22 protein-coding genes, 2 tRNA genes and 1 rRNA gene (1 of these 25 only partly in view) are annotated in these 25,871 nt (G+C 65.2%); 21 read left to right on the forward strand and 4 right to left on the reverse strand.

The window, feature by feature from the left end; translation table 11 throughout:
- Positions 1-7 precede the first annotated feature (7 nt).
- Positions 8-1,057 (reverse strand): ABC transporter substrate-binding protein, encoded by a 1,050-nt coding sequence (locus tag BBTA_RS14895; RefSeq protein WP_012043317.1) that lies wholly within the window; start codon positions 1,055-1,057, stop codon positions 8-10.
- 11 nt (positions 1,058-1,068) lie between these two features.
- Positions 1,069-2,205: an ABC transporter ATP-binding protein gene (locus BBTA_RS14900; RefSeq protein ID WP_012043318.1), complete on the reverse strand. Its 1,137-nt coding sequence runs from the start codon at positions 2,203-2,205 to the stop codon at positions 1,069-1,071.
- Positions 2,206-2,413: 208 nt separating this feature from the next.
- Between BBTA_RS14900 and BBTA_RS14905 the strand changes: the two genes are divergently transcribed.
- From BBTA_RS14905 to BBTA_RS14930, 6 genes are all read left to right on the forward strand, one after another.
- Positions 2,414-3,220, forward strand: a complete 807-nt coding sequence (locus tag BBTA_RS14905) for a GntR family transcriptional regulator (RefSeq protein ID WP_012043319.1) — start codon at positions 2,414-2,416, stop codon at positions 3,218-3,220.
- 19 nt (positions 3,221-3,239) lie between these two features.
- The gene (locus tag BBTA_RS14910) at positions 3,240-3,902 is read left to right on the forward strand and encodes an aspartate/glutamate racemase family protein (RefSeq protein WP_041750650.1); all 663 of its coding nucleotides are present in this window, start codon (positions 3,240-3,242) and stop codon (positions 3,900-3,902) included.
- A gap of 207 nt (positions 3,903-4,109) precedes the next feature.
- Positions 4,110-5,612, forward strand: a complete 1,503-nt coding sequence (locus BBTA_RS14915) for a glutamine synthetase family protein (protein ID WP_012043321.1) — start codon at positions 4,110-4,112, stop codon at positions 5,610-5,612.
- 58 nt (positions 5,613-5,670) lie between these two features.
- A complete protein-coding gene (locus BBTA_RS14920; protein ID WP_012043322.1) occupies positions 5,671-6,969 on the forward strand; it encodes a Rieske 2Fe-2S domain-containing protein in 1,299 nt (432 codons plus the stop codon).
- Positions 6,970-6,986: 17 nt separating this feature from the next.
- Complete coding sequence (locus tag BBTA_RS14925) at positions 6,987-7,619, forward strand: aromatic-ring-hydroxylating dioxygenase subunit beta (RefSeq protein WP_201767759.1); 633 nt, start codon at positions 6,987-6,989, stop codon at positions 7,617-7,619.
- Positions 7,620-7,706: 87 nt separating this feature from the next.
- Positions 7,707-8,618, forward strand: a complete 912-nt coding sequence (locus tag BBTA_RS14930; protein ID WP_012043324.1) for a MurR/RpiR family transcriptional regulator — start codon at positions 7,707-7,709, stop codon at positions 8,616-8,618.
- A gap of 251 nt (positions 8,619-8,869) precedes the next feature.
- Here the strand turns inward: BBTA_RS14930 and BBTA_RS14935 are convergent, their stop codons facing one another.
- A complete protein-coding gene (locus BBTA_RS14935; RefSeq protein ID WP_012043325.1) occupies positions 8,870-10,234 on the reverse strand; it encodes an LLM class flavin-dependent oxidoreductase in 1,365 nt (454 codons plus the stop codon).
- A 190-nt stretch (positions 10,235-10,424) separates the two neighbouring features.
- On the opposite strand from BBTA_RS14935, the gene BBTA_RS14940 reads away from it, so the two are divergent.
- Positions 10,425-12,089 (forward strand): tannase/feruloyl esterase family alpha/beta hydrolase, encoded by a 1,665-nt coding sequence (locus BBTA_RS14940; protein ID WP_012043326.1) that lies wholly within the window; start codon positions 10,425-10,427, stop codon positions 12,087-12,089.
- Between the two features lie 142 nt (positions 12,090-12,231).
- Entirely contained in the window at positions 12,232-12,441 is a 210-nt protein-coding gene (locus BBTA_RS14945) for a hypothetical protein (protein WP_012043327.1), read from the forward strand.
- A gap of 294 nt (positions 12,442-12,735) precedes the next feature.
- Here BBTA_RS14945 and BBTA_RS14950 read toward each other — a convergent pair whose 3' ends face one another.
- Positions 12,736-13,161 (reverse strand): NUDIX hydrolase, encoded by a 426-nt coding sequence (locus BBTA_RS14950; protein ID WP_012043328.1) that lies wholly within the window; start codon positions 13,159-13,161, stop codon positions 12,736-12,738.
- A 267-nt stretch (positions 13,162-13,428) separates the two neighbouring features.
- Here BBTA_RS14950 and BBTA_RS14955 point away from each other — a divergent pair, with 267 nt between their 5' ends.
- The 13 genes from BBTA_RS14955 to BBTA_RS15015 form a co-directional block, all read left to right on the forward strand.
- The gene (locus BBTA_RS14955; RefSeq protein ID WP_012043329.1) at positions 13,429-13,656 is read left to right on the forward strand and encodes a hypothetical protein; all 228 of its coding nucleotides are present in this window, start codon (positions 13,429-13,431) and stop codon (positions 13,654-13,656) included.
- A 286-nt stretch (positions 13,657-13,942) separates the two neighbouring features.
- Positions 13,943-15,103, forward strand: coding sequence for a transporter substrate-binding domain-containing protein (locus tag BBTA_RS14960; protein ID WP_012043330.1), 1,161 nt, complete (start codon positions 13,943-13,945; stop codon positions 15,101-15,103).
- On the forward strand, positions 15,100-15,765 hold the full coding sequence (locus BBTA_RS14965; RefSeq protein ID WP_012043331.1) for an ANTAR domain-containing response regulator: 666 nt from the start codon (positions 15,100-15,102) through the stop codon (positions 15,763-15,765). Before BBTA_RS14960 ends, BBTA_RS14965 begins: the two co-directional genes overlap by 4 nt.
- Before the next feature lie 9 nt (positions 15,766-15,774).
- The gene (locus tag BBTA_RS14970; RefSeq protein ID WP_012043332.1) at positions 15,775-17,013 is read left to right on the forward strand and encodes an urea ABC transporter substrate-binding protein; all 1,239 of its coding nucleotides are present in this window, start codon (positions 15,775-15,777) and stop codon (positions 17,011-17,013) included.
- Between the two features lie 94 nt (positions 17,014-17,107).
- Positions 17,108-17,980 (forward strand): branched-chain amino acid ABC transporter permease, encoded by an 873-nt coding sequence (locus BBTA_RS14975; protein ID WP_012043333.1) that lies wholly within the window; start codon positions 17,108-17,110, stop codon positions 17,978-17,980.
- 11 nt (positions 17,981-17,991) lie between these two features.
- On the forward strand, positions 17,992-19,056 hold the full coding sequence (locus tag BBTA_RS14980; protein ID WP_012043334.1) for a branched-chain amino acid ABC transporter permease: 1,065 nt from the start codon (positions 17,992-17,994) through the stop codon (positions 19,054-19,056).
- Positions 19,056-19,772 (forward strand): ABC transporter ATP-binding protein, encoded by a 717-nt coding sequence (locus tag BBTA_RS14985; RefSeq protein ID WP_012043335.1) that lies wholly within the window; start codon positions 19,056-19,058, stop codon positions 19,770-19,772. Before BBTA_RS14980 ends, BBTA_RS14985 begins: the two co-directional genes overlap by 1 nt.
- Entirely contained in the window at positions 19,765-20,481 is a 717-nt protein-coding gene (locus BBTA_RS14990; protein WP_012043336.1) for an ABC transporter ATP-binding protein, read from the forward strand. The genes BBTA_RS14985 and BBTA_RS14990 overlap by 8 nt, the downstream gene beginning before the upstream one ends.
- 39 nt (positions 20,482-20,520) lie before the next feature.
- Entirely contained in the window at positions 20,521-21,510 is a 990-nt protein-coding gene (locus tag BBTA_RS14995) for an acetamidase/formamidase family protein (protein WP_012043337.1), read from the forward strand.
- Between the two features lie 11 nt (positions 21,511-21,521).
- Positions 21,522-23,261 (forward strand): nitrilase-related carbon-nitrogen hydrolase, encoded by a 1,740-nt coding sequence (locus BBTA_RS15000; RefSeq protein WP_012043338.1) that lies wholly within the window; start codon positions 21,522-21,524, stop codon positions 23,259-23,261.
- 596 nt (positions 23,262-23,857) lie between these two features.
- A 16S ribosomal RNA gene (locus BBTA_RS15005) occupies positions 23,858-25,346 on the forward strand.
- Positions 25,347-25,578: 232 nt separating this feature from the next.
- Positions 25,579-25,655 (forward strand) — tRNA-Ile (locus tag BBTA_RS15010).
- 143 nt (positions 25,656-25,798) lie between these two features.
- Positions 25,799-25,871, forward strand: a tRNA-Ala gene (locus BBTA_RS15015) (it continues 3 nt past the right edge of the window).

Consider the following 25,871-nt stretch of genomic DNA (forward strand, 5'->3'; position numbering starts at 1 on the left):
CCGAATGCTAGATCTTGACGTCCTTGTTGAAGCGCGTGATCCATTCGCCGCGCATGTGCTGGAACTTCGTCCAGTCGAGCAGCACGTTGCTGGCGATGAGGTCGTCGACGCTCTTGGCCACCGTCAGATTGGCGCCGGTCAGCGCCACGTTCTTGTTGGTCGGCATCATCACCCAGGGCGCCGCCTCGATGCCCTTCTGGGCCTCGGCCGACATCACCGTGTCGAGATAGTCGAGCACGAGCTTCGGATCCTGGTTGTTCTTCACGATCTGCGCGCTGGAGCGGATGATGACCGCGCCCGATTTCGGCTTGGCGAAGGCGATATCGACGCCCTTGGCGGCGAGCAGCGCGACATTGTTCCAGAAATTGAAGGCGATATCGATCTCGCCCTGCTGGAACAGGGTGGCGAGCGCGCCGGGCGAGGCGGCGATGGCGCCGACATTGGGCAACAGCTTCTTGATCGCCTCGAAGGCCGGCTCCAGATTGGTCTCCGAGCCGCCGTTCAGCTTGGCGATCTCGACCATGAAGGCGGTGCCGAGGCTCGAGCCCATGCCGGTGATGCCGACGCGGCCTTTATATTCCGGCTTCCACAGATCCTCCCACGAGGTCGGCGGCGTGGTGATCTTCTTCGGATTATAGGCGATGCCGATCAGCTGCACGGTGATGACCGGCGCGTAGCCGTCGGGATGGCGGAACGGCTGCGGGATCTGCGTGAAGCTCTTGGACGCTTCCGCCGGGAATTTTTCGATCACGCCGCTGGCGATGGCCGGGATCAGCGGACCCTCGTCGAACAGCACGACGTCGAAGGGCGGGGCGTTGCGCGATGCCTGGATCTTGCCGATCTGGTCGACGCCGAGCAGCGGCGTGAAGGTGACGTCGGCGCCGCTCGCCTTCTGGAAGGCCGGCCCCATCACCGCGCGGAACGCCTCGTCGAAGCTGCCGGGGTAGGTGGTGGCGACGATCGAGGTGGCGGCGCGGGCGCGTGAGGACGTCATGACATGGGGCGCGGCGAGGGCCGCGGCGGCGGTGGCGAGCAGGCGTCGGCGGGACAGGATCATCGTGAAACTCCTCATGCTCTTGCGATGGATGGCGAGGCCGTCGTGGCCTCGAAGACGTGGACCTTGCTGATGTCCTGAATCACGAGCCATGCGGCGTCGCCCGGCCGGCCCGACCAGGCGGCGCGGGACTGGCTGACCTTGATGGCTTCGCCCGAGGCGGTGACGCAGTCGATCACGCTGAAAGCCCCGAGCGGCATCACCACGCGGATCGTCACGGCGATCGAGCGCGGCTGCGCGTCCGACACCAGGGCCAGGTTCTCGGGCCGGATCGAGACCATGACGTCGCGGTGCGCAGGCGGCGGTTCGGTGCCGGACAGAGCGAGCGCGCAGCCGGCATCGAGCGCGATCGTGCCGGGCTGCGCCGATGTCCGTCCCTTCAGGAAATTGGCGTGGCCGATGAAGCCGTTGACGAACAGGCTCGCAGGCGCGTCGTAGAGCGCATCGGGCGTGTCGATCTGCTCGATCCGCCCCTTGTTGAGCACGACGATGCGGTCGGCCATCGACAGCGCCTCCTCCTGATCATGGGTGACCATGATCGACGTGACGCCGCAGCTCTTGAGCAGGCTCTTGATCTCGATCTGCATGTCGAGCCGCAGGTTCTTGTCGAGCGCGGAAAACGGCTCGTCGAGCAGCACCAGCACGGGATCGATGGCGAGCGCGCGCGCCAGGGCGACGCGCTGCTGCTGGCCGCCGGAGAGCTGGCGCGGGAAGCGATCGCCGAACGACGTCATCTGCACCCGCGCCAGCATCTCGGCGACGCGCTGCTTGACCATGGCGCCGGGCGACTTTCGCGCGCGCAGGCCGTAGGCGACGTTCTCGGCGACGGTGAGGTGGGGGAATAGCGCGTAGTTCTGGAACACCATGCCGATGCGGCGGCGATTGGCGGGCGTGCGGTCGATGCGCACGCCGTCGAAGCTGACGGCGCCACGGCTCGGCTGCAGGAAGCCGGCGATGATCTGCAGCAGCGTGGTCTTGCCGCAGCCGGAGGGGCCGAGCAGGGCGATCAACTCGCCGCGCGCCACCGCCAGATCGATGCTTTCGAGCGCGACCGTGGCGCCGAAGCTGTGGCCGACGCCCTGCAGCATCAACGCGCAGCCGCGCGCCTCCGTCCGGGTCTCCGCTACTCTCGTCGTCGCGCTGCTCAACATGCATGGCTCTCCGTCGCGCCAGAGGTCAGCAAGCGCCGTGCCAGTATTGTTGCTGACGCAAGCAATTGTAAAGACGTTGAAAAAAATTTGGCGCCTAAAATTGGCGCCAATTTTTGTTCGATATTGTCGACGAAATGGGCGGTGTCTGGTGAAAGAAGCGGCAATGTGGCTGCTTTCAATCTTGCGGGCTTCGGCTAAAAGGGACGACATGATCAAGACTCGCGGCAAAGCCGATCGCGTTGCGCAGAAGACCCCGGCCCGGAGCAAGGTCCGGCGCCGGCCGGCGCCGCGGCCGGAGTCCGAGCCGGTCGATCCGCGGCGGATGGATGACGATCCGGTCGTGCAGGGCATTCTCACGGCGATCAGCCAGAAGCGGCTGAAGCCGGGGACCAAGCTCGGCGAGGACCGGCTGGCGCGCGCGCTTGGCACCACGCGCATCCACATCCGCCAGGCGCTGGCGCATCTCGCCTCGCGCAAGATCGTCGTGCAGTTTCCGAACCGCGGCGCCTTCGTCTACCGGCCGACCTGGGAGGAGGCGCGCGAGATGTTCGCCGCCCGCCGCGTCATCGAGGCGGCGACGGTGGCAGCCGCCATCGACCGGCTCGACAAGCCCGGCAAGGTGCTGCTGAAGGCGCATATGGCGCGCGAGGCGGCCGATGACCGCAGCGATCGTTGGGCCTCACTGTCGCTGACGGCGGAATTCCACATCCTGATCGCGCAGCTCGCCGGCAACCATGTGCTGCTCGACATGGCGCGCGAGCTGATCCTGCGCACCTCCCTGGCGATCGCGACGTTCGAGCAGCCCGGCGCGCCCGACTGCTCGCCGGATTCGCACCCCGACATCGGCGAGCTGGTGTTGGCGCGTGACAAGGCCGCGGCGGTCGCCGCCATGACGCATCATCTCGATGACATCGAGCGCCGCATCCAGCCGCGGCAGGCTGACGGCGAGGTCGATGAGCTGACGGAGATCTTCAAGGATCTCGGCGTCAGGCCGGCCGCGCGCCATGACAGCTGAGCACGGCGGCACGCACCCGATGACTTCGCCCCTGCCGCGCATCCTGCTGATCAATCCGAACAGTTCGGCCGCGACCACGGCGATGATGGTGGCGATCGCCGCCGCATGTTGTCACGGGCGGGCCGAGATCGTCGGCGCGACCGCGATGCGGGCGCCGACCATGATCGTCGACGGCGCGGCGCTGGCCGCATCCGCCGACGAGGTGGTCGAGATCGCGCGGGCGCAGGGTGATGGCTGCGACGGCATCATTGTCGCCGCGTTCGGTGATCCCGGCGCCGCCGAGATCCGCAGCTTCTGGCCGCGACCGGTGGTCGGGATCGGCGAAGCCTCGATGCGCGAGGCGGCGCGCGATGGGCGGCGCTTCGGGATTGCCACGGTGACGCCGGCACTGGTCGCGAGCATCGCGGCGCTGGCCGGGCAGCTTGGGCTGGCGGCGCAGTTTACGGGGACGCGGCTGACCACGGGCGATCCGGCGGCCCTCGCGGCTGACCCCGAACAACTGGAGCCTGCGCTCGCGGCGGCGGCGCGCGCCTGCATCACGGAGGATGGCGCCGCGGCCGTGATCATCGGCGGCGGGCCGCTGGCGCAGGCCGCCGACCGGCTGCAGCCGCAATTCGAGGTGCCGATCATCAAGCCGATCGCGGCGGCGGTGACGCAGCTGCTGCAGCGGCTCGGCGCCTGATCTGCGCCTGATCCGAAGGCGTTCATCCCACTCATGAGGCCATAAGGCGCAGCGAGCTGATCGCCGGGGCGCTGGCTCGCGCGCGGGCAGGATGCGGCTCATTATTTCGGCATATGTAATAAATTTTACGCTTTCAAGTTTTGACGTAATGAAACAGATTTTCTGCGCCGGTGACCATCAAGCGAATGCCCGCGACGCGGCGCGTTCATGCGAGGAGGAGCCAACGTGAGTAGCGGTTTCATCGAGGCGCATGGCCTCTGGAGCGATGAGCAGAAGGCGGCCGCAGGCGAGGCACTCGCTGCGGTCAAGGAGACGGGGTTGCGCTGCATCCGCGTCTCGGTCGCCGATCCCCAAGGCAAGCTGCGCAGCAAGACGCTGATGCCTGGTCCATTCCATGCTGCGCTGAAGAACGGCATCGAGTTCACCAACGCGCAATACGGCTTCGATTCCGCCGAGGGCATCGCCTACAATCCGTTCGTCGATGGTGGCGGCTTCGGCATGGCCGAGATGGCCGGCTTCGCCAACGTCATCCTGGTGCCCGATCCTACCACGTTCCGCGTGCTGCCCTGGTCGCCCGGCACCGGCTGGGTGCTCGGCGATCTCTATTTCCGCGACGGCCGTCCGGTGCCGTTCGATGCGCGCCACAAATTGAAGGCCGCGCTCGCCGAGCTCGCGCGGGAGAAATACACCTTCATCACGGGCCTCGAGATCGAGTTCTACGTCACCAAGGTGATCGATCCCAAGCTCGCGCCTGAGGACATGGGCACGCTCGGCCTGCCGCCAACACCGCCGGTGGTGGAAGCCGCGGCGCGCGGCTTCTCTTACCAGGTCGAGGACAATCTCGACCGCATGGACGACTTCATCTGCACGCTCGCCGATCATTGCGTGGCGCTGAACCTGCCGCTGCGCACGATGGAGAACGAGATGGGGCCGGGCCAGCTCGAATTCACCTTCGACGTTCAGACCGGGCTGAAGACCGCCGACACGATGTCGCTGTTCCGATCGATGGTGAAGCAGGTCGCGACCCGCATGGGCCTGCATGCCACCTTCATGACGCGGCCCGGCCTGCCGAACTACGTGGCCAGCGGCTGGCACCTGCATCAGAGCCTCGCGACTGCCGACGGCCGCAACGCCTTCGTCTCCGAGCCCGGCTCGGGCGAGCTGCTGTCCGAGGTTGGCCGCCGCTTTGTCGGCGGCCTGCTCGAACATGCCGCCGCCGCCTCGGTGTTCACGACGCCGACCGTCAACGGCTATCGCCGCCGCAAGCCGAACTCGCTGGCGCCGGACCGCGCCACCTGGGGCTACGACAATCGCGCCGCGATGATCCGGGTGCAGGGCATGCCCGGCGAGCCGTCGGCGCATATCGAGAACCGCATCGGCGAGCCCGGCGCCAACCCGTATCTCTACATCGCCTCGCAGGCGCTGGCCGGCCTCGACGGCCTGCGCCGCAAGCTCGATCCCGGTCCGCTGGAGACCAGCCCCTATACCGCGACGCATCGTCCGCTGCTGCCGACCAACCTCATGGAGGCGCTCGAAGCACTCAAGGGCAGCAGCTATTTCCGCGCCCAGCTCGGCGACGTCTTCGTCGACTGGCTGCTCGGCATGAAGCAGAGCGAGGTGAACCGCTTCCTTGCCGCCGAGCCGGACTGGCAGGCGACGCCGGACGACGTCACCGCCTGGGAGCATCGCGAATATTTCACGCGCTACTGACCGTGGCGCAGGACGCAAGCGCCAACCGCCTGCGTCCTGCCGGCTTCGAGGAGATTGCATGAGCCATCCACCTGAATTGCCGCTCGACGCGCTGGTGCAGGAGCATCGCGTCCACCGCTCGCTCTACACCGACGAGGCGATCTTCGCCGACGAGATGAACCGCGTGTTCGGCGGCACCTGGACCTTTCTCGCCCATGAGAGCGAGCTGCCGGCGCCGCACAGCTTCGTCCGTCGCAAGCTCGGCCTGCGGCCGGTGATCGTCAGCCGCGACCGCGACGGCGCGCTGCACGTGCTGCTCAACCGCTGCACCCATCGTGGCGCCACCGTGTGCCGCCAGGACGAGGGCACGGCGCGGCGCTTCACCTGTCCCTATCACAACTGGTCGTTCGACAGCGCCGGCGCGCTGGTCGGCGTGCCGATCGAGGAAGGCTACGGCCCCGGCTTCGACAAGGCGGCGCTCGGCCTCGGCAAGGCGCGGGTCGCGAGCTATCGCGGCTTCATCTTTGCGACGTTGAACGCGGAGATGCCGGACCTCGTCACGCATCTCGGCCCGGCCGCGCAGCTGATCGACGAATGGCTCGACCGCTGGCCCGGCGCGACCTTGAAATTGCAGCGTGGCACGCATCGCATGATCTGCCTCGGCAATTGGAAGCTGGTCTACGACAATTCCGCCGACGGCTATCATCCGGGCTTCTCACACATGTCGCTGCTGCGCATGCGCAAGGACCGCTACGGCGCCGGCGTCGACATGCAGTGGACGATCGGCAATGTCGATCACGGCCTGCAGACGGTGGCCGATGTCGGCAACGGCCACACCTTCATCGACCAGCGCGCCGAGATCAAACGCTATTGGGAGCAGGCCGCGCCGATGCCCGGCGAGACCCGTTACGAGCAGGCGATCCGCGCCAAGCTCGGCGCCAAAGCGGATACCGCGCTCGACGTCGTGATGGGCTCGGGCATGAACCTCAACATCTTCCCGAACCTTTTGATCATCGGCAACCAGATCCAGGTGATCGAGCCGCAGAGGGTCGATCTGACGCATCTGACCTGGTACGCGACGGCGCTCGAGGCGCCGGATCTGCCCGACGAGGTCAATGCGCTGCGGATGCGGCTGCAGGAGGATTTTCCGAGCTTTGGCGAGCCCGACGATCTCGCCAATTTCGAGGAGTGCCAGGCCGGCCTGTCGATCCCCGAAATGGAATGGGTGCTGACCAACCGCCATCTCGGCACCGGCAAGGAATATATCGGCCCGAAGGGCATGCTGACGGGACCGGTGACCGACGATCTGCCGCTGCGCGCATTCTGGCGCGAGTGGAAGCGCCTGATGACGTCAACGACACGATTGGCCGCCGCATGACCCCGCTCGATCCCGGAATGAATATCGCCTTGGATGATGGTTTCACGCTCAAGGACATTCTGCGCGACAGCCTGGAATCGACCTATGTTGACGATGCCTATTATGCTCGGCTGCGCGGCGATCTCGACGAATGGCAGGCGATCGGCACGCCGCTCACCGAGGCCGAGCGGCAGCGCTACGAGGCGCTGATCCTGCATGAGCACTGGCTGCTCGACCGCCGCGCCTTTGAACGCTGGTATCAGCTCTACACCCGGCAATGCCTGTACTGGGTGCCCGCGGCTGGCGACATGCCCGACGCCGTCAGGGGCGATCCGCAGCGCCAGGTGACGATCGCCTTCGACGACCGCCGGCGGATGGGCGATCGCATCGTCTGGCTGCGCACCGGCGTGGCGTCGTCGCAGCTGCCGCCATCCTACACCAGCCATCTGAGTGCCGGCTTCGTGCGCATCGCCACGGCCGCGGACGGCGAGGTCAAGATCCGCTCGCAATTCATCGTCCACGAGATGCGCGCCGGTCATGTCGTGCAGACCCTGACCGGCTGGATGGGGCACGTGCTGCGCGAGGAGGACGGCCGGCTCAAGATCGACCGCAAGCTGGTGGCGCTGCTCGATGCCGCCAGAAGCCAGCACAACATGACGTTCCTGCTCTGAGGCAGCTCACTTTTGCGGCGGAGCGATTCATGCTAGCTGCGTGGTGATGACCATCGCCATGCCCCTCCGATCGCAGGACCGTTCGTCGTGAGCGCGCCGCTCCCGAACGAGGGCACGGTGGCCGAGCGGATTCGCGTCGTGCGCAACCATCTGGCGCCGGCCGAGCTCGCGGTCGCCAAGGTCATCCTGGAGAACTACCCGACCGGTGGTCTGGTGCCGATCGTGCAGCTCGCGACCGCCGCAGAGGTCAGTGCGCCGACGGTGCTGCGGCTGGTGTCGAAGCTCGGCTTCGACGGCTATGGCGCGTTTCACGAGACGCTGCGCGCCGAGATCCACCAGCGTATCTTCTCGCCGGTCGATGCCTATCCGGATTCCAAGCGCCAGCCTGCCGCCGAGACGCCGGCCGCGCGGGCGCAGGCGGCCTATGTCGACTGCATCCGCTCGACCTTCTCGCATCTCGACGTGAAGGAGCTGAAGGCCGCGGTATCAGCGCTCGCCGATGTCGCGCGGCCGGTCGTGGTGATGGGCGGCCGCATCAGCGCGATCCTGGCGACGCAGCTGGCGACCTATCTCTCGATGCTGCGCAAGGACGTCACCCACATCGCTTCCGACGGCACCGAGCGCATCTCGGCGCTCGTCGACCTCAAGCCCAGGACGGTCGTGGTGCTGTTCGATTTCCGGCACTACCAGCAGAGCACGCTCGATTGGGGCCTGGAGGCGGCCAAGCGCCGCGCGCATCTGATCCTGGTCACCGACCAGTTCCTGTCGCCGCTGGCCTCGCACGCGACGACGCTGCTGACCAGCAGCACCAAGGGGCTGGAGCCGTTCGATTCGATGGCGGGCGGGTTCGTGCTCACCGAGCTCCTGATCTCCGAGGTCGCGCGCGCGCTCGGCTCGCCCGCGCGCAAGCGGCTCGGCGAATTCCTTGCCCTGCAGCAGGCCGATGAGCAGGGCTCGCCGGGCATGACGCCGATCCAGAAGGGCCTGCGCGAGAAGTAGGACCGGCTGAGCAGGCGGGGGCGGCCTCCGCGCGCAAGAGCGACGTGAGGCCCGATCAGTTTCTATGTCATGGCCGGGCTTGACCCGCCTGCGCGGCCGAAGCCGCTTCGGCGCGGCGAAGGCCCGGCCAGCCACGTCGGCGTGGGTGGCACGGCGTGGGTGCCCGGGACGAGCCCGGGCATGACCAGTAACCTCATTGTCAGATCAATTGCGGCGGGAGCCCGCGATCATGATCTCGGTAGCCCTGCAAATCACGGCCGATAGCTGGCCGCGGGATGCGGCGCGGCGAGGCGGGCGCGGCCGGCGCCGAACATCTTTTCGCGCAACGTGCCCGGCTGGTATTCTTTCTTGTAGCGGCCGCGCCGGGTCAGCTCGGGCACCAGCATGTCGGCGACATCGGCAAAGCTCTCCGGCGACAGCGCAAAGGCGAGGTTCAGGCCGTCGACACCGGTCTGCTCGACCCATTGCTCGATGGCGTCGGCGACCTTCGCGGGCCCACCGACGAAGACCGGGCCGATGCCGCCGATGCCGATATGCTCGGCCACCTCGCGCACGGTCCAGACCCAGTCGGGGTCGGCGCGGGTGACGTTGTCCATCGCGCTGCGGCCGGCGTCGTTGAGGACGTGACGGACCTGCTGGTCGAGCTCGTAGGTCGAGAAGTCGACGCCGGTCCAGCCCGACATCAGGGTCAGCGAGGCCTCATGGTCGATATAGCGGCGATAATCGGCAAACTTCGCTTCGGCCTCCGCGTCGGTCTCGCCGAGCACGACCGTGGCGATGCTGAAGATCACGATGTCGCTGCCGGCGCGGCCGGCCTCGACCGCCGCCTGGCGGATCGCGGCGACGCGCGGCGCGATGATCTTGGCCGAGGGGCCGGACATGAACACGCATTCGGCATGGCGGCCGGCGAATACGCGGCCGCGCGGCGAGGTGCCGGCCTGGTACAGCACCGGCGTCCGCTGCGGCGACGGCTCGCAGAGATGGATGGCGTCGAGCTGGTAGGTCTCGCCCTGATGGATGACGCGATGGACTTTTGCGGGATCGGTGAACACGCCGCTTGAGCGGTCGCGCTTGACGGCGTCATCCTCCCAGCTGCCTTCCCACAGTCTGTAGACCACCTCCATGTACTCGTCGGCAATGTCGTAGCGGTCGTCATGCGCGGTCTGGCGCTCCTTGCCCATGCCGCGCGCGGCGCTGTCGAGATAGCCGGTGACGATGTTCCAGCCGATGCGGCCCTGCGTCAGGTGGTCGAGCGTCGACATGCGGCGCGCGAACGGGTAGGGCGGCTCATAGGACAAGGTGCAGGTGACGCCGAAGCCGAGATGCTCGGTCACCGCGGCCATCGCCGAGACCAGCATCATCGGATCGTTGACCGGCACCTGGATGGCATGGCGCAGCGCGGCGTCCGGCGAGCCGCCATAGACATCGTAGACGCCGAGCACGTCGGCGAGAAACAGCCCGTCGAAGCGGCCGCGCTCCAGGGTCCTGGCAAGGTCGATCCAATAGGGCAGGCGGTTATAGTCAGAGGAGCGGTCACGCGGATGCCGCCACAGGCCGGGCGACTGGTGCCCGACGCAGTTCATCGCAAACGCATTCAACCGGATGTCCGCAGCCATGATGGTCCCTCGATCGTATCGTGAAGACAGATGGCACGCTTGGGCTGGCGTTTTCAATCGCGCGCATGCGCAGGGCCGCTTGCGAGCCGCGCGCAGGCTTGGCTATGGTCCAGATGCGATCAAGCGTGCCGCGACGCAATGACGGCACGCGACGGGCCATCGGCCCCGGACAGTCGGGAGGACGAGATTGATGCAGATCCGGATGATGGCGCTGGCTGCGGTCGCGTTGGGGTCGTCGGCCGTGGCATCGGCCCACGCCGATGATTTCAAGGCGAGCTGCGCCGCGCTGGGGCAGGGCTTCTCGGGCAGTGGCCGTGTCGTCACGGCGGAGTTCGTCGCCGCCGGTGGTGTGCAGCTGGCGCCGCCGGCGCCCGCGGGCGTCACCAGTCCCGCGCCGGATCACTGCCTGATCCGCGGCAAGATCAATGAGCGCACCGGCATCGACGGGAAGCCCTACGCGATCGGTTACGAACTGCGATTGCCCGCGACGTGGAATGGCAAGTTCGTCTTCCAGGGCGGTGGCGGCGTCGACGGCGTGTTGCGGCCCGCACTCGGCCTCGTCACCGGTGCGACACCGCCGAACGGGCTGTCCAACGGCTATGCCGTAGCTTCCACCGATTCCGGGCATTTAGAGGAGCCGGGGCCGCTCGGGCCGTATCTGTTTGGGCTCGATCCGCAGGCGCGGCGCGACAAGGGCTACAGCTCGATTCCGCCGGTGGCCGAAGCCGCCAAGGCCGCGACCGAGAAGCTTTACGGCACCGCGCCGCGTCGCTCCTATTTCGCGGGATGTTCCAATGGCGGCCGCCAGGCGATGGCGGTGACGCAGCGCTTTCCGAGACTGTTCGACGGCGTGATCGCCGGGGCCCCGGCCTATCGCGTGCCGCTCGCCGGCATCGACGTGATCGCGCAGGAGCAGGCGCTGCTGGCGATCGCGCCGCCCGGCCCTGACGGCAAGGCCGATGTCGGCAGCGCGCTGACCGACGACGATCTGAAGCTGGTGGCCGACGGCGTGATCGCGGCGTGCGACGGTGCCGACGGCGCCAAGGATGGCATGGTGCAGGACGTCATGGCGTGCCGCTTCGATCCGGCCGTGCTGGCCTGCAAGGAGGGCGAGAGCGCGCAATGCCTGTCTGCGCCGAAGCTGAAGGCCATCAAGTTGATGTTCGACGGCAGCCGCAATGCGATGGGCGGGTTGATCTATGCACGCTGGCCCTATGATCCCGGCCTCGCCGCGCCGGGCTGGCGCGCCTGGAAGCTCGGCACGCCCAAGTCCAGCCCGCCGAATGCGCGCAATCTGACGCTGATCGCCGGCGGCGTGCCCTATGATTTCATGAGCCCGCCGGAGACGCCGGAGGATCTCGTCGCCTGGGTGCGCAATTTCGATATCGACCGCGATACGCGGAAGGTGATGAAGGGCGCCGGCGGCTTCGACGCCGGCATGGAATATGAGGCGGCGATTTCGACCGATCTCGACGCCTTCAAATCCAGGGGCGGCAAGATGCTGTTCTATCATGGCACAGCCGATCCGATCTTCTCGGCGTTCGACACGGTCGACTATGTCGGCCAGCTCAAGACAAGATATGCCGATGCCGACGGCTTCGCGCGGCTGTTCCTGGTTCCCGGCATGAACCATTGTGGCGGCGGACCTGCGACCGATCAGTTCGACCTGCTGGCCGCGCTCGACCAATGGGTGGAGGGCACCGCCGCAGCGCCGGAGGCGATCCGCGCCACCGCGCGGCGTGCGCCGGACGTGCCGTGGCCGGGCCGCACGCGCGATCTCTGCGCGTTTCCGAAGGTGCTGGCCTACAAGGGCAGCGGCAGCCTGGAGGATGCGGCCAATTTCGAATGCCGCTGACTGGATCGTGCATGCCGCCTGGGTCGCGTGCACGATCGCTTGATGGGCCGTTGACCCGGCGTGCCGGAGTCCCGATCTACCGGCCAGCGCCGGTCTCCCTCCGCAGCGTTGCGGCGTCCCATCAGCCCTCACATCGTTCCTCATGGTTGCCGTCAAGACGCGAGCCTTCACCATTTTGTGCGAGTTCGAGCATGCTCAGACGGAGCTGATCGGGAAGTGCGTGGCATTGAGCGACGGCAAGGCAGGAACCGTGGAGCGCGTCTATCTCGACGAGCTGCATGGTCTGCGCATCACCATCAGCGGCCATGACGGCCGCTGGCCGGTGTCGACCATCAAGTTTGCCGAGCGCTGAGCGCGTGCGGCGGCCTGGCGTTTTGGAACCTTCAAACGATCAAGAGGATTGGTTGTCTGTCGCGTGCTCCCATGCGGCGCGAGCCGACTCCTCTTTCCGAAGATCGCCAATTCCACGATGTCGGTGGAGACGAAACAGCCCGATAGATTTCGGTCGCGAAACGCCGTGATCGACGAGATCGCGCTGATCCCGTTGCCGGACAGCGACAATGATGGCCGGTACGACCTTCCGGGGATCAAGTCGCGCAGCGACTATCTGCAATGGCTCGGCGTCGACGCGGTTGGTTCACACCGATCAACGCCGCTTGCGCTGCTGCTTCAGCCGGGAGAAGCCCTGGATCAGTCGCCGCAGCTCGGGATGGTGGACGCGGCGCGCAGCTTCCGAGGCCGGCAGCCAGACCAGCTTGCGCTGGCCGCGCTCGGGAAAGCGCCCGTGCTGCTTCGTCACCTTCAGCGGATAGAGCTTGACCTCGCACGCGATCTTGCGCTTGCCCTTGCGCTTATTGTGCCTGAAGCGACCGAGCGCCTGGCGGCCGATCTTGCCGCGCAGCCCGGCCTCTTCATAGGCCTCGATCGCCGCCACCCGATGCGCACGCTTGCGCAGCATCGGCGATCCCTTCGGCACCGACCAGCGCCGCTTCCGGCGCGTGGTGATCAGCAGGATGCTGAGTTCTGCAGCCTCGATACGAAAGGGCAGGGCGGCGAATTGCTTGTGCTTCATGAGACCCCCTTTCACTGCGGCTTGAACCGGGCGGCTGGCGATTGGTTCCTTCGCCACCGGCGCGCGCGGCTGGTCCGCATCATTTGATACGAAGCGACCGCTCCCCCGGCGCTAATGTGGGGCTGCAGAGCCCGCCGGAGGCCAGGCCCGCTGCATCGCATCGGTTCAAAGCACGCCGTGGATTTCGGATTCACTTATGTAGCTGCAGGTCCCGGTTGATCATCTAGGGTTGTATCTGCGTCAGGATCGAAGCCGGGTCATCATAGCATGGACGTCGAGACTCATAAAAAACGAAGACGGCGCGTCAAGCAGACGATGTCGCTGGGTGAGCGCCTGTTGCAGACGGCGCGGGAGGCGCGTGACCAGGCCAAGCGCCTTCCGCCGGGAATCGAGCAGGCCCGCCAGCTGCGACGGGCGCGCGAAGCGGAAGCGATTGCCGAGCTCGATCGCTTCCTGACCGCCCCGGCGCGCAGCAATCCGCCGCGGTCGCGCTGAACCCGCCGCGCGCAGCGTGATGAGGACGCGTCGCGAGGTAAGAGTGTCGCACCTGCATAGATTTGCTGCATGCGAGCCTGAATTGGTGCACGCATCGCTGCAATAACGCGCTTGACAGGATATGCGTTCTAAGGGACCGTACTGTCCACGCGTTGGGCACAGCGGCCCGTAGACGCAACACGATCAAACCATTTCCAACGCCGCGCTGTTTGAAGCGTGTTTGGTTGGTGGCGAGGGCGCCCTCGGCTTCACGGCCGGCGGGCGTTTTTTTGTTTTGGGATGCGGGATGACACGGACGACGTATCGCATCGGGGTGATGTTCTCGACGACGGGATCGTACAGCGTCGTCGCGCGCTCGATGCTGAACGGGGCGCAGCTCGCGCTCGCCGAGATCAACGCCGGCGACGGCCCGATCGCGCTCGAGCCCGTGGTGGTCAATCCGGCCGGTGATCTCGCGCAGTATCGCGCGCTGGCGCGCGACCTCCTCGGCTCCGGCATCCGCCAGGTGGTCGGCTGCTACACCTCCTCGAGTCGCAAGGAGGTCATTCCCTGCTTCGAGAAGTTCGACGGGCTGCTCTGGTACCCGTCGCATTACGAAGGCTTCGAGAGCTCCGACAACGTCATCTATACCGGCGCGGCGCCGAACCAGCACGTGCTGCCGCTGGTCGACTATCTGGCCTCACGCGTCGGCAAGCGCGCCTTCTGCGTCGGCTCCAACTACATCTGGGCCTGGGAGAACAACCGCATCTTCCGCGAGGCGCTCAGCGCCCGCGGCGGCAGCGTGCTGGCCGAGCGCTATCTCTCGGTCGGCGACACCGAGTTCGACCAAGTGATCGCGGCCATTCTCGAGCAGCGTCCGGATTTCGTCTTCAACAACCTGATCGGCACCAGCGCCTATGCGTTCTTCCGGGCGTTCCGCGCAGCCTGTCGCGCCGCCGGAATCGACCAGGCGAACGACATCCCGGTCGCGAGCTGCACGCTGTCGGAGCCGGAGCTGCAGGAGATCGGGACCGAGGCGGTCGACGGCCACCTGTCCTCGAGCGTGTACTTCTCCTCGCTGAACTCGCCGGAGAATGCGGCCTTCCTGCGGGCCTATTCGCTCGCCTGTCCCGATGGTCCGGTGGTCTCGGCCGATGCCGAGGCGTCCTATATCGCGGTCAAGCTGCTGGCCGCGACGCTCGCCCAGGCGGGCACCGACGAGTCGCGCTTCGTGCGCTGTGCCGTCGCCAATCAGCGTCTGCCAGCCCCGCAGGGCGAGGTGCGGATCGATCCGCAGACCTATCATGCCTGGCTGACGCCGCGGATCGGCCGTTCGTCTCGCGACGGTCAGTTCGAACTGCTGTTGGAAGCGCGGCAGCCGATCGCGCCCGATCCCTATCTCGTGCAGTCGTCGCCGCGCTTCGCGACATCCATGCGTCCTCCGCTGCTCCGAATGGTGAAGTCATGACCTTCCGACTGCTGCAGAACTTCAAGGGTGGCCGCGCGCTGGTGATCACCCGGCGGGCAGGGTGGGAGACCACGCTGGAGACGACCCTCGCCAAGCTCGGCGTCGCCTGCGACTATCCCGAGATCGTCGACGGTCGCGCCCAGCTCGACGTCGGCGTCTTGCAGCCGGAGCGCGACATCCTGTTCATCGATGGCGACCTCGAAGGCGCCGTCGCCATCGAGGTCAACCCGGCGTCGAAACTGCCGCCCGTTCCGGTGATCGGGCTGGTCGGCGTGGAGGCGCCGAGCCGGCTCAAGGCGCTGGTCAATCTCGGCGCCACCTCGTTCCTGCGCAAGCCCGTGCATGGCGGCGCCGTCTACACCGCGCTGTTCCTCGGCATCAACCAGTTCCTGCTGCGCACCGACATGTATGAGAAGCTGCAGGACCTCGAGAGCCGCCGGCGCGGCCGAAGGGCCGTGATCCGTGCCGTCGTGACCCTGATGCAGGAGACAGGTCTCAACGACGACGACGCCTATTCCGCGCTTCGCCGCGACAGCATGCGGGCGCGGCAAAGTCTGGAGCTCTATTGCGAGGAGTTCCTGAAGAGACGGGCGAGGCCGCCCGATACGCCGGAACGCCCGAGCAGCATCACGCTGCAAGGCGTCAACAAACAAGCGATGTAGGAGCATCACATGACCAGATCTGGATTGCGGGGGCTGCGCGCCGCGGCCCTCACGGGGACGCTTGTCTTCGCGTCAGGCGCTTATGCTGCGGAAAACCCGATCAAGCTCGGCGTGCTGGAGGACCAGTCCGGCGACTTCGCCGCCGCCACCATCGGCAAGGTGCACGCCATCCAGCTGGCGGCCGAGGAGATCAACAAGTCGGGCGGCATCATGGGCCGTCCCCTGGAGCTCGTGACCTACGACACCCAGTCGGACAACACGCGCTACCAGGAGTTCATGCGCCGCGTGCTGCAGCGGGACAAGGTCGATGTCGTGTTCGCCGGCTTCTCCTCGGCCTCGCGCGAGGCCTACCGGCCGATCGTCGACCAGTTCAACGGCTTCGCCTTCTACAACAACCAGTATGAGGGCGGCGTCTGCGACGGCCACATGGTGGTGACCGGCGCCGTTCCCGAGCAGCAGTTCTCGACGCTCATTCCCTACATGATGCAGACCTACGGCAAGAAGGTCTACACGCTCGCCGCCGACTATAATTTCGGCCAGATCTCGGCCGAGTGGGTGCGCAAGATCGTCAAGGAGAATGGCGGCGAGATGGCCGGCGAGGAGTTCATCCCGCTCGGCGTGTCGCAGTTCTCGCAAAGCATCCAGAACATCCAGAAAGCCAAGCCCGACTTCGTCGTGACCCTGCTGGTCGGCACCGCGCAGGCCTCCTATTACGAGCAGGCGGCCTCCGCCAACGTCAACCTGCCGATGGCCTCGTCGGTCAATGTCGGCCAGGGCTATGAGCACAAGCGCTTCAAGCCGCCGAGCCTCAAGGACATGTACGTCACCACCAACTACATCGAGGAGATCGATACGCCGAAGAGCAAGGAGTTCTACGCCAAGTTCAAGGCCAAGTTCCCCAGCGAGCCCTATGTGAACCAGGAGGCCGAGAACTCCTACCTCGCGGTCTATCTCTACAAGCAGATGGTGGAGCGGGCGAAGTCGACCAATCGCGACGAGATCCGCAAGGTGATCGCGACGGGCGACGTCTGCATGGACGCGCCGGAAGGCAAGGTCTGCATCGACCCGAAGAGCCAGCACATGTCGCACACTATCTACCTCGCCAAGGTCGGCGCCGACCATTCGATCTCGTTCCCGAAGATCTGGGAGGACATCAAGCCGTATTGGCTGGGCGAGGCCGGCTGTGACCTGACCAAGAAGGATCCGATGGCGCAATACACGCCGTCGAATCCGCCGCCGAAGCCCTGACCGGCGGCCGCGGCCGCTCCGGCGTCCCCTCACGCCGGAGCGGCTCGCTCCCGATCGTCACGCACATCTTTCCGCTCCCACATTGATCGAAGACATGGACATCGCAACCCTGGTTTTCTCTGCGCTCTACCAGTTCGGCGACGCATTCGCGTTCCTGGTGCTGTCGGCCTGCGGGCTCGCGGTCATCTTCGGCATGATGGGCGTGATCAATCTCGCCCATGGCGAGTTCATCATGTGCGGCGCCTATGTCACGGCGGCGACCGTGCATGCCGGCCTGCCGCTGCCGCTCGGCATTCTCTGCGGCACCTTGGCCTCGGCCTGCGTTGGCGTGCTGGTCGAGCTGCTGGTCATCCGCCATCTCTATGAGCGTCCGCTCGATACCATCGTCGCCACCTGGGGCCTCAGTCTGATCGCGACGCAGGGCACCCTGATCATGGTCGGGTCGACCATGGCCGGCGTCGGCACGCCGTTCGGCAGTTTCCAGGTCGGTGCCTATTCCTATTCGATCTACCGCATCGTGCTGTTCGTCGCGGCACTGGCCGTGCTCGGCGCGCTCTATGCGCTGTTCAACTGGACGCGGTTCGGCGTGCTCGCGCGCGCCACCATCCAGGTGCCGCATATGGCGGCGGCGCTCGGCGTCGATACCCGGCTGATCTACAGCCTCACTTTCGCCTGCGGGGCAGGGCTTGCCGGCCTCGCCGGCGGGCTCTACGCGCCGACCATGACCCTGGTGCCGACCATGGGCGCGACCTTCATCATGGAGGCGTTCGTCACCGTGGTGATCGGCGGCGCCGACGTCTTCCTCGGCACCGCGCCGGCCGGCGGCATTCTTGCGATCGTGAAATCCGGCATGACCTCCTGGCAGGGCCAGCTGTTCGGCCAGATCGGTCTCCTGATCGCCGTCATCATCGTCGTCCGGGTGCTGCCGAAGGGCATCTCCGGCTTCGTGCTGCGCGAGCGGACCTGAGGAGCGGCGCGATGACCGGATTTCTCGGATTGTTTCGTCGTCTCGAAGGCCCGCAGACGCTCGGCCGCGGTCCCGCTTTCTGGGCGCTATTCGCGCTCGTGCTCGCCGGCGCGCTGGCCTATCCGCTGTTCAGCGACGGCTACACGGTCGGCAACACCGTCTACTTCTTCGTCTGGGTGTTCATCGCGCTCAGCCTCAGCCTGATCTGGGGCTATGGCGGTTCGCTGTCATTCGGCCAGACCGCGTTCTTCGGCATCGCCGGTTATGGCTACGGCATCCTCACCATCAATTTCGGCGCGTCCTACGGCTTCACCTGGATCGCGCTGCTGCTCGCTATCGGCATGGCCGCATTGGTGGCGGCGCTGCTCGGCTATTTCATGTTCTTCGGCCGCATCGGCGGCGTGTTCCTCGGCATCGTCACGCTCGCCGTGACCCTGATGCTCGAACGCTTCATGGCCCAGACCGCCGGCCCGGAATGGCGCATCGGCGCCGCGCGGCTGAACGGCTTCAACGGCATGAGCGCGATGCCGCCACTGACGATTCCGTGGTTCGGCGGGCCGATCGTGCTGTTCGCCGATGTCGGGCTGTATTACGTCGTGCTCGCCATGCTCGTGCTGGTCTATCTGGCGCTGCGCATCCTGATGAATTCGTCGTTCGGCAATGTCATCGTCGCGATCCGGGAAAATCCCGAGCGGGCCGAGATGCTGGGCTACGATATCCGCAAATATCAGCTGATCACCTTCGTCATCGGAGCGGCGCTCGCCGGCCTCTCCGGCGTGCTCTACACGGTGTGGGGCCAGTACATCACGCCCTCCAGCATGGGCATGACGGCGGCCTCACTGCCGCTGATCTGGGTCGCCGTGGGCGGCCGCAGCGATCTGACGGCCACCATCATCGGTACCTTGGTGGTGCTCTCCGGCTTTCAGGCGCTGACCATCTATGGCAGCCAATATGCGCTCGTTTTCATGGGTGTGCTCCTGGTGCTGACGGTGCTGATCGCGCCCAACGGCCTCGTGCTCGGCCTTATCACCTGGGTCACGAAGCGGGTCGCGCGGCGCAAGCAGGAGACCGCGTGATGGCGTTGCTGCAATTGCGCGACCTCAACAAGCATTTCGGCGGCCTGCACGTGACCAATTCGGTCAACCTCGTGCTGGAGCAGGGCGAGATCCACTGCCTGATCGGGCCGAACGGCGCCGGCAAGAGCACGCTGTTCCGGCTGATCCTCGGCGAGCACCATCCCGGCAGCGGCCAGATCTGGTTCGCCGACGAGGATATCACCGCGCTGAAATCCTTCGCCCGAATCCGCCGCGGCCTCTCGGTCAAGTTCCAGGTGCCCGGCGTGTTCAAGGGCCTGTCGGTGCGGCAGAACCTCGAGATCGCGCTGCAGAGCCGGCTGCATGGGGCTGCGCTCGACAAGGAGATCGAAGGCCTGCTCGCCTTTCTCAATCTCGAAGCCGAGCAGGCGCAGCTCGCCGGCAATCTCAGCCATGGCCAGAAGCAGTGGCTGGAGATCGGCATGGCGATTTCGTTGAAGCCGCGGCTGCTGCTGCTCGACGAGCCAACCGCCGGCATGTCGCCGGAAGAGACTCATATGACCGGCGAGATGGTGCGGCGGCTGAACGCCGCCGGCATGACGGTGCTCGCGATCGAGCACGACATGGCCTTCGTGCGCCAGGTCGCGCAACGCGTCACCGTGCTGCATCTCGGCCAGGTGTTCGCGCAGGGCTCGATCGACGAGATCGTGGCCGACGAGCGCGTCGCGGCGATCTATCTGGGGCAGGCGCATGCGTAAGGAAGTCATCCTCACCACTTTGGGTCTGCGCGCCGGCTATGGCGGCAAGCCGGTGCTGCAGGGCCTCGAGATCGAGGTCCGCGAAAGCGAGATCGTCGCCGTGATCGGCCGCAATGGCGTCGGCAAATCGACCCTGATGAAGAGCCTGATCGGGTTGGTGCCGGCCATGAGCGGCTCGATCGTCTATCGCGGCGAGGCCGTCGAGCAATTGCCGGCGCACAAGCGCGCGCGGCTCGGCATGGGCTATGTGCCGCAGGGCCGCGACGTGTTTCCGCGGCTGACGGTCGGCGAGAACATGGCGGTCGGAGCGGCGATCAAGGGCGGCGGCATTCCGGAGGAGGGGCGCCGGCGTGTGGTGGACGCGTTCCCGATCCTGCAGGAGCGCTGGAGCCAGCGCGCCGGCACGATGTCCGGCGGCCAGCAGCAGCAGCTCGCGATTGGTCGTGTCCTGATCGCCGATCCGCATCTGATCCTGCTCGACGAGCCCTCCGAGGGCATCCAGCCGAACATCGTCCAGGACATCGCCCGCAACATGGTCGAGCTCAACCGCAAGACCGGCGTCACCATCATCCTGGTCGAGCAGAACCTCGACATGATCCGCGCCATGGCGCAGCGCGCTTACGTCATGGACAAGGGCCGCATCACCGCAAGCCTCGCGCGCGAGGCACTCGACGACGCCGCCGAGATGCGCCGCCACCTCGCGGTCTGAGGCAAAGAAACGCTGATAACGAGCACAAGGAGAACGAGCATGGCGTGGCAGTCGGAGTCGATCATGGCCCGCAAGGGCGTCGCCAAGGGTGTGCGCGGCGCGCACCATTTCATCACCGAGAAGGATCAGGGCAAGTATCACTATGTCTACGGTCCCTATGTCGATCCGGTGCTGACCGTCGATCCCGGTGCCGTCGTGTCCGCCGAGACCCATGACGCGTTCGAGGGCGCGATCAAGCATGAGAGCGACAGCCCGTCGAAGATCCTGAACTTCCCGTTCCTCAATCCGCAGAACGGCCCGATCTACGTCAACGGCGCCGAGAAGGGCGATACGCTCGCGGTCTATATCGAGAGCATCGTGCCGCGCGGGCCGCAGCCGCGGGGCACCACCGTGGTGATGCCGGATTTCGGCGGGCTGGTCTCGACCGGCAACACCGCGCTGCTCAATCCGGCGTTGCCGGAGCGGGTGAAAAAGCTCGAAATCACGGCCGAGAACGGCACCAGATGGAACGACAAGATCACGCTGCCCTATGAGCCGTTCATCGGCACCATCGGCACCTCGCCGGAGATCGAGGCGATCTCCTCGCTGGTCCCGGACTACTATGGCGGCAACATGGACCTGCCGGATGTCGGCACCGGCGCGGTCATCTATCTGCCGGTCAATACCAAGGGCGCGCTGCTGTATCTCGGCGATTGTCACGCCGCGCAGGGCGACGGCGAATTGTGCGGCGTCGCGATCGAGCATCCGACCGTGACGACCGTGCAGGTCGACCTGATCAAGGGCTGGCACATCGCCTGGCCGAGATTGGAGACCAAGGACTTCATCATGACCATCGGCTCGGCGCGGCCGATGGAGGATGCAGCGCGCATCGCCTATCGCGAGCTGTGCCGCTGGATGGCCGCCGATTACGGCTTTGAGGAGATCGACGCCTACATGTTGCTGACCCAGGCCGGGCGCGTCCGGCTCGGCAACATGGTCGATCCGAAATACACGCTTGGCGCCTCCATCAAGAAATCGTTCCTGGTCTGAGGTCACAAGCGATGTCGTTGCAATACAAGGTCGCTACCGTCCAGTTCGAGCCGACATTGGCCGAGAAGGAGCGCAATATCGAGAGCCTGCTCGCGTTGTGCGAGCAGGCCGCATCGTCCGGCGCCAAGCTGATCGTGACGCCGGAAATGGGCACGACCGGCTATTGCTGGTACGACCGCGCCGAGGTGGCGCCGTTCGTCGAGAAGGTGCCGGGCGCGACCACGCACCGCTTCGCGGCGCTCGCCAAGCGGCACGACTGCTATGTCGTGATCGGTATGCCCGAGGTCGATGACGACGACATCTACTACAACAGCGCGGTGCTGATCGGCCCCGATGGTGTGATCGGCCGGCACCGCAAGACCCATCCCTACATCTCCGAGCCGAAATGGGCGGCGGCTGGCGACCTGCACAACCAGGTGTTCGAGACGCCGATCGGCCGCATCGCGCTCCTGATCTGCATGGACATCCATTTCGTCGAGACCGCGCGGCTGATGGCGCTCGGCGGCGCCGACATCATCTGCCACATCTCGAACTGGCTGGCCGAGCGAACGCCGGCGCCATACTGGATCAGCCGGGCCTTCGAGAATTCCTGCTATGTGATCGAGAGCAATCGCTGGGGGCTGGAACGCACCGTGCAGTTCTCCGGCGGCAGCTGCGTCATCGCGCCCGATGGTGCGCTGGCTGCGGTGATCGACAAGGGCGACGGCGTTGCCTTCGCCGAGGTCGATCTCGCTGCGGCCAGGGCGCGGCGCGTGCTCGGCGAGCCGGTGTTCGCGCAGCGCCGGCCGGAACTGTATCCGGAGTTGCTCACCAACACCTACAGCTGGAACCCGCGCGATTTCTTCGGGCTGTACGGCCATCAGCCGTGGCCGGCAGGCAAACGCTCGCGCATCAGCGTCGCGCAATTCGCGCCGACGTCGGATGTCGCCGCCAATCTGGCGCGGATTGCGGATCTCGCGGCCGCCGCCAAGGCCGATGCTGCCGAACTGGTGGTGTTTCCGGAGCTTGCGGCAACAGGGCTGACCGATCCGGCCGCCGCGGCGGAGCCGATCCCGGGCCGCATCACGGCCCAGCTCGCCGAGATCGCAGCAAGGCAGGGGATCATACTGGTCTGCGGACTTGCGGAACGAGACGGGAACACCATCTATAACTCAGCCGTCCTGGTGACGCCCGACGGTAAAATCGCAACCTATCGCAAGACGCATCTCACAACCGCCGAGCGCAGCTGGGCCAGTGCGGGAGATTCATGGGCCGTCGTCGATACGCCGATAGGGCGGATCGGTGTGCTGATCGGCCACGACGCTGCCTTTCCGGAGGCGGGCCGGGTGCTGGCGTTGCGCGGTTGTGACCTGATCGTCTGTCCTGCAGCGGTGAAGGGCACCTTCAGTGCGGCGCATGCGGGAACGGAGGTCGCGCAGCCTGCGCCGATCCCGACCGGCGCCGATCCGCATCATTGGCATCACTTCCGCGTTCGCGGTGGCGAGAACAACGCCTACTTCGCATTCGCGAATGTGTGCGACGCCGCGAATGATTATCCCGGGCTGAGCGGCGTGTTCGGTCCGGATACGTTCGCGTTTCCGCGTCGTGAGGCGATCATCGAGGGCGAGGAGGGGATTGCGACGGCGGAGATCGACACCAGCAATCTCGACAGCGTCTATCCGACCAACGTCGTTCGGCGGAAGGATCTCGTCTGCATGCGCATGCCGCACTCCTATCGTGCGCTGGTGCAACCAAGCGCGAGCAATTTCTGACGCTGCGCGCACGTTCCGTCTCAAAATGGAACGAGAACGGCGTGTGAGGGGGCGGAGAGCGGGGGGCGACCACGCTGTCCACATTTCTTCACAGCCGTCGCAAAAAGTTCTTGCACGGGATGCGGCATCGCACTATCTCACCACCACGCCAGCCGGACATCACTGATGACTGAGGCCCCCGACTTTCGGGACCAACGTTGTTTTCTCTGATGTTTCTTCTTCCGACTGGCTCCTGAGTTTTTCTTCAGAAAAGCTCTTGACGGTCTCTCAAAATCAGCTATTTGAAGCGCCCCGGCAACGGAGACTTCGACGGCGAAAGAGACCAGAGAAGTTGCACTAATTAGTTCTCTGCGACGTAGTTCGCGAACTAACAAGTGCGGGCTGTTTGACAAGTGAAGATGAAGAAAGAGAAACGTGGACGGCGGAGTCCTTGCGGGTCTCGGGTGGGAGCTTCGGCTTTCATTTGAGATCGGACGAGAAGACTTCGGCGGACAATGTTTCAAAGGTAACACCATGGTTTTCGCGCTGTGAAGCGTGGAGATCGATTGGTGGGACCTCGTCAAACGTTGTGATCAGCCGGTTCAAAGCTTCAAGTTCAACTTGAGAGTTTGATCCTGGCTCAGAGCGAACGCTGGCGGCAGGCTTAACACATGCAAGTCGAGCGGGCGTAGCAATACGTCAGCGGCAGACGGGTGAGTAACGCGTGGGAACGTACCTTTTGGTTCGGAACAACACAGGGAAACTTGTGCTAATACCGGATAAGCCCTTACGGGGAAAGATTTATCGCCGAAAGATCGGCCCGCGTCTGATTAGCTAGTTGGTAGGGTAATGGCCTACCAAGGCGACGATCAGTAGCTGGTCTGAGAGGATGATCAGCCACATTGGGACTGAGACACGGCCCAAACTCCTACGGGAGGCAGCAGTGGGGAATATTGGACAATGGGGGCAACCCTGATCCAGCCATGCCGCGTGAGTGATGAAGGCCCTAGGGTTGTAAAGCTCTTTTGTGCGGGAAGATAATGACGGTACCGCAAGAATAAGCCCCGGCTAACTTCGTGCCAGCAGCCGCGGTAATACGAAGGGGGCTAGCGTTGCTCGGAATCACTGGGCGTAAAGGGTGCGTAGGCGGGTCTTTAAGTCAGGGGTGAAATCCTGGAGCTCAACTCCAGAACTGCCTTTGATACTGAAGATCTTGAGTTCGGGAGAGGTGAGTGGAACTGCGAGTGTAGAGGTGAAATTCGTAGATATTCGCAAGAACACCAGTGGCGAAGGCGGCTCACTGGCCCGATACTGACGCTGAGGCACGAAAGCGTGGGGAGCAAACAGGATTAGATACCCTGGTAGTCCACGCCGTAAACGATGAATGCCAGCCGTTGGTGGGTTTACTCACCAGTGGCGCAGCTAACGCTTTAAGCATTCCGCCTGGGGAGTACGGTCGCAAGATTAAAACTCAAAGGAATTGACGGGGGCCCGCACAAGCGGTGGAGCATGTGGTTTAATTCGACGCAACGCGCAGAACCTTACCAGCCCTTGACATGTTTGGGACCGGTCGCAGAGACGTGACCTTCTCTTCGGAGCCCGAAACACAGGTGCTGCATGGCTGTCGTCAGCTCGTGTCGTGAGATGTTGGGTTAAGTCCCGCAACGAGCGCAACCCCCGTCCTTAGTTGCTACCATTTAGTTGAGCACTCTAAGGAGACTGCCGGTGATAAGCCGCGAGGAAGGTGGGGATGACGTCAAGTCCTCATGGCCCTTACGGGCTGGGCTACACACGTGCTACAATGGCGGTGACAGTGGGAAGCTAAGGGGTGACCCTTCGCAAATCTCAAAAAGCCGTCTCAGTTCGGATTGGGCTCTGCAACTCGAGCCCATGAAGTTGGAATCGCTAGTAATCGTGGATCAGCACGCCACGGTGAATACGTTCCCGGGCCTTGTACACACCGCCCGTCACACCATGGGAGTTGGCTTTACCTGAAGGCGGTGCGCTAACCAGCAATGGAGGCAGCCGACCACGGTAGGGTCAGCGACTGGGGTGAAGTCGTAACAAGGTAGCCGTAGGGGAACCTGCGGCTGGATCACCTCCTTTCTAAGGATGGCTCTTCAGCGCGATCTTCGGATCGATCGACCTTCGGGTTGATCAGCTATCGAGCTATTTTAGAAACATCAGGGACCAACACGATCGCCAGATCGGGTTGAGTTCCATTGGCGGGATTTCGCCGTCTTCGTTTCTCTTTCTTCGCGGACGAACACGCTGCCTGGGGCTGCGCGTTTGCTGCCTTGGCCTTTGCGGGCCGGGTGGTGACGAGCTTCGAGCGTTAGGGCTTGTAGCTCAGTTGGTTAGAGCGCGCGCTTGATAAGCGTGAGGTCGGAAGTTCAAGTCTTCCCAGGCCCACCACGCTTCGCCTGCGGCTACGCGTGGCGCGGCCTCGCTCTTGATGGAGCGAAGCGTGCCCGGCGAAGCCACTTGGCGAAGACGGGCAGTTGCCGGTTAACATCGTCTCGACGATCGCGCTGCTTTGCATTCGTCTTTCCGAGTATGGGGCCTTAGCTCAGCTGGGAGAGCGCGTGCTTTGCAAGCATGAGGTCGTCGGTTCGATCCCGACAGGCTCCA

This window comes from Bradyrhizobium sp. BTAi1 (assembly GCF_000015165.1).
Classification (GTDB): domain Bacteria; phylum Pseudomonadota; class Alphaproteobacteria; order Rhizobiales; family Xanthobacteraceae; genus Bradyrhizobium; species Bradyrhizobium denitrificans.